Here is a 4,170-nt window from a genome sequence, read left to right as displayed (position 1 = left end):
GTTCCCGCGCGAGCGGGGGTGAACCGACGTAGATGCGGTCGCACTCGATGACGGAGGCGTAGTTCCCGCGCGAGCGGGGGTGGACCGGCCCGAGCAAGTGGGCCGAGAGCCGAACCCGGGTGGCTGTAGCGGCCTGGAGCGCCGCTTCGGCAGGGGCGAACTAACCCCCCTGTTCGTCGTCGGCCGGCACGTCCAGCAGCCGCTCCAGCTCCTCCCCGGCCTCTTCGTACCCGGCGTCGGAGATCCGTTGCAGCTCGCGCAGATCGCCGGTCGCGGCAGCACGTCGAGTGAGCAGGAACCCGGCGCGCATGGATCCCTCGTCCAGCAGTTCCCTCAGCTCCACGAGGCCGCCAGCCGCGTCGGCGAGGTCGGCCAGCCGGTCCAAAGCGGTTTCGTTGCCCTCGTCAGCCAGCTCGCGCAGGGTCTCCCGGTCGACATTCGTGTTCGTCATGGCGCCATCGTGCAACCCTGCCCCAGGGGAAGGGTCAAGTGGGACGATGGCCGGGTGATCACCATCGGGCAGCTCGCCAAGTACATCGGGGTGTCGGTCAAGACCGTCCGGGTCTACCACGACAAGGGACTGTTCCCCGAGCCGGACCGCGATGCGTCCGGCTACCGGCGGTACGGCGCGCACGACGCCATCGAGTTGATCAAGATCCGGACGCTCGCCGAAGCCGGTGTCCCCCTGGCCCGTATCAGAGATCTGAGATCAGCGACCGATGAGGAGTTCCGGCAGGCGCTGCGCGAGATCGACCACGAGCTGACCTCGCGTATCCGTACCCTGCGGGCAACGCAAGGGCGCCTGCACCGACTCGCCGCCGGGCATCTGTCCCCGCTGCCCGCCGAGGTCGGTGCCCATCTGGAGGACCTGGCCCGCTGGGGATTCACCCCTCGATGGACGGATCTGCAACGCGACCTGTGGATCCTCGTATTCGCCACCCATCCTGACCGCGCGATCACCCTGTTCCGCGACCAGGCCGAGATCCTGGCCGACCCGGCGCTGCGGCAGCTCTTCCTCGACTACGACCACGCGCACGACCTCGACGCCGACGACCCCCGCATCGCCGACCTCGCCCGCCGGATCACCGCGGCGACCCGGGAACGCTATGGGCCAGACGAACCACCCGAGCTGGATTCCGCCTCCGAGATCCCCGCCCTCATCCAGGGCACGGTCAACGCCTCGTCCCCGGCATGGCAACGACTCGACACGCTCATTCGGGCGCCATGGGACAGGTAACTCAATGTGTACGGACACCGGGCCCTGGCGCCTGTGCGAACAGTCCGACCGTAGAGGCCGACCGCCCGGACTCTGTGGTTCCCGCGCGAGCGGGGGTGGACCGATGCGGGCTGCCGTCGCGGAGGCGGAGGCGGCCGGGTACAGGGCTGGTGCGATGCCGTCCGGAAGCCTGAACCGCCAATGAAGTTCAACGCGCCGCTCACGGAGCAGTGATCTTCCACCACGCCCCGCGCACCACCATGTCGCACACCTGGCCGAATATCGTGGTGGGCACATTCGTCTTGGTGACAGGTGGGGAGGGGTGTGTGAGCGTGTTGCATGTACATCACATGCGACACGTCCGTGGAGGAGTGATAGTGCAAACTCACTTACAGGTCAGGGAGTTCGGCGCGCGCCGTGAGAGACGATTCGCGCTGGCCGCCGCCGTCTGTCTGGCGGCTGCGGCTCTCGTCCAGCCCGCGCACGCCGCCGACTCCGGTACGTCACCCGGCCCGGCTCATCCGTTCGTCACCCCGATCGGTGTCGAGGCGCCGGCGGCCCGCCAGCACGTCGCGGCGTCGGCAGACGAGATCGGCACGGAACCCCGGGACGTCCTGCCGCTGGTGGCGGACACCATCCATTCGCTGGGACGCGATGACGGTTTCGCCGGACAGAAGCTGGACCCGTTTTCCGGCTCGATCGACGTGTACTGGAAGGGGCCGGTATCCCCGAAGGTCACCTCCCACGTCGCCATGCACAACAAGGGAGCGAAGGTCAGGTTCCACGAGACGGCGGTGTTCACCCGTGTCCAGGCGCAGCAGGTCGCGTCCCGGGTGACCGGGAATGACGCGCTGGTCGAATCCGCCGGGATCGCCGCGGTGGCCGTCAATCATGACGGCACCGGGATACGGGTCAAGGTGGAGGGCGCTACTCCGAACGCGGACCTGAAGCGGCAGATCGCGCGTACCGCCGGCGTCAACGCCAAGTACGTGGCATACGCGGAGCACGTGGGCAAGCGGGTGAACCTGGCGACGCGGCCGAACGACACGGCGCCCTGGAAGGGCGGTATCCGGACCGTGCAGAACGGCAACAACTGTTCCACGGGCTTCGCCGTTCTCGCAGGCTCCGAGGGTGTGCTGCTGAGCGCCAATCACTGCGACCCGACCGCCAATCACTCCGTGACGGACGGCGCCGGCACCACGATCGCGACCGGCGCGGGAGTCAACGGCAACGCCAATATCGACTCACAGAGCATCAACCCGTCCGCCTCGCCGTCGACGACTCCCCTGGTCTACACAGGCGCGTGGAACAGTTCCACCACCGCCACGGTGAAGAGCTGGGCCACCAACTGGACCGGGCAGACGGTCTGTTCGAGCGGAGCGACCACCGGAACCCACTGCGGGACGATTACCAACGACGCGCTGTCGTACCCCGGTCTGACCGGAAGCTGGTACGTAGAAGCCCGTGGGACCGGCGCGTACATGGCGGGAGGTGGTGACAGTGGTGGCGCCCTGTACGCCACCGTAACCGGCGGTGTCCAGGCCCGTGGCACCCTCATCGGCGGCTGGACCGCGAGCGAGACCTTCTGCGGTGCCCACAACCCGGATGTCACCACAACCTGCTTCCGTGACATCGTCTATGTCCCCATCAGCGTGGTCCTGAGCACCTGGGGATACACTCTCGAAGTTGGGTAGGTCCGATCGTGGAACACAAGAAAGCCGCTCTCCTCGCAGCGGGGGTCGTCGCCCTCGGTGCGGTCGGCGCCGCTGCCTGGTTCGCCACCGCAGCGCCGGACAACACGGCACCGGCCACCCACTCCGGTGCCGCCGCCTCAGCAGCACCCAGAGGCACGGAGGCGGGCCTGTCCGAGGTCGCCGATCGTCTGAGCGCCCTCGGGGGACCCGGCACCTTCGCCGGGCTCACGGTGGACGAGAGCAGTCGCACCATCACCTCGCACTGGGTCGGCCACGCCCCGGACGAGGTCGTCGCCTACGCCCGCTCACGACCCGAGGGTGTACGCGTCGGCGTGGTGGAGGGCGCCCGGTACAACCGGGCCGTCCTGGGGGCGGCAGCACTACGTGTCACCTCCAGCCAGGCAGGCAAGGCAGCGGGTGTCACCTCCGCGTCCGCCCGCCCGGACGGCTCGGGACTGGACGTCGGCGTAGCGGGCCGGAAGCCCGGTGTCGAGGCGGCTGCCGAGATCGCCCGCGTCGCGGGAATCCCCACCGAGGACATCGCCTACGAGGAGGGCAAGAAGCTGGTCAAACTGCCGGCCAGGGTCGCCCACGCCAACACCCGCTGACCCCAGGCGACGCAACGCAACTGCCCAGCAGCGACTGCGGGGGACGACACTCCAGGTCGTCCCCCGCTGTACGTTGCCCGGACCTGGCCGTGCAGAAGCCAGATCAGTCGCGACCGTCTCCAGTCCCCGGACCGCGACCAGTACCGGCAGGGCGGTTCCCGCGCGAGCGGGGGTGGTCCGTCCTGTGCGCCCGCTTCGGGAACTTCGTCCACCACCTGCCCGAAGCCCCGGACCCAGGCCGACACGACCCGCTCATCCTGGAACGCACCATGGCGCACATCGCTGAGGCCGGGTACGAAGTCGACCGTGATCTTTGGCGCGGACCGGAGGACATGATGGTTCCGGTCGCGGCATCGTGCCAGCACTCCCCCGACCCCGGACCGATCGTCATCATCCCCAAATCCAAGCCCATGAGCTGACCGGCCCTCTACGCTGCGACCGGAAAGGAGCACCATGCCGAAGGAATGGATCGACCCCCGGTACGCCGAACTGGTCGCAGCGTGGAAACGCGCACGGACCCCCGCCGACCGAGACCCGAAGCCCAGGCCCGTCAGGGGATTCCTCGTCCCGCCCCGGGCGTGACAACGAGTGCTTCCCGGCGAGCGGGGCGGCACCACGGGAAGCCGGGCAGAGCGCAGCGACGGCGCAGCCG

6 protein-coding genes are annotated in these 4,170 nt (G+C 68.9%); 5 read left to right on the top strand and 1 reads right to left on the bottom strand.

The window, feature by feature from the left end:
• Positions 1-160 precede the first annotated feature (160 nt).
• Positions 161-451 (bottom strand): hypothetical protein, encoded by a 291-nt coding sequence (locus tag ACWF94_RS35145; protein WP_453498157.1) that lies wholly within the window; start codon positions 449-451, stop codon positions 161-163.
• Positions 452-505: 54 nt separating this feature from the next.
• Between ACWF94_RS35145 and ACWF94_RS35140 the strand changes: the two genes are divergently transcribed.
• The 5 genes from ACWF94_RS35140 to ACWF94_RS35120 all read left to right on the top strand — a co-directional run bounded on the left by ACWF94_RS35140 (position 506) and on the right by ACWF94_RS35120 (position 4,100).
• Positions 506-1,237 (top strand): MerR family transcriptional regulator, encoded by a 732-nt coding sequence (locus tag ACWF94_RS35140; protein ID WP_453498154.1) that lies wholly within the window; start codon positions 506-508, stop codon positions 1,235-1,237.
• A gap of 356 nt (positions 1,238-1,593) precedes the next feature.
• Complete coding sequence (locus ACWF94_RS35135) at positions 1,594-2,910, top strand: hypothetical protein (protein WP_453498151.1); 1,317 nt, start codon at positions 1,594-1,596, stop codon at positions 2,908-2,910.
• A gap of 8 nt (positions 2,911-2,918) precedes the next feature.
• Positions 2,919-3,518, top strand: coding sequence for a hypothetical protein (locus ACWF94_RS35130; RefSeq protein WP_453498149.1), 600 nt, complete (start codon positions 2,919-2,921; stop codon positions 3,516-3,518).
• Between the two features lie 269 nt (positions 3,519-3,787).
• Complete coding sequence (locus tag ACWF94_RS35125) at positions 3,788-3,937, top strand: hypothetical protein (RefSeq protein ID WP_453498146.1); 150 nt, start codon at positions 3,788-3,790, stop codon at positions 3,935-3,937.
• Positions 3,938-3,971: 34 nt separating this feature from the next.
• Positions 3,972-4,100, top strand: a complete 129-nt coding sequence (locus tag ACWF94_RS35120) for a hypothetical protein (RefSeq protein WP_453498143.1) — start codon at positions 3,972-3,974, stop codon at positions 4,098-4,100.
• The last annotated feature ends 70 nt before the right edge of the window (positions 4,101-4,170 follow it).

The sequence above is a fragment of the Streptomyces sp. NPDC055078 genome (assembly GCF_053607985.1).
This window is presented reverse-complemented; position numbering and strand designations above follow the sequence as displayed.

Coding starts and splice junctions, on each gene's coding strand:
- ACWF94_RS35145 (WP_453498157.1), bottom strand. CDS start 451: ATGACGAACACGAATGTCGACCGGGAGACCCTGCGCGAGCTGGCTGAC.
- ACWF94_RS35125 (WP_453498146.1), top strand. CDS start 3,788: ATGGCGCACATCGCTGAGGCCGGGTACGAAGTCGACCGTGATCTTTGG.
- ACWF94_RS35120 (WP_453498143.1), top strand. CDS start 3,972: ATGCCGAAGGAATGGATCGACCCCCGGTACGCCGAACTGGTCGCAGCG.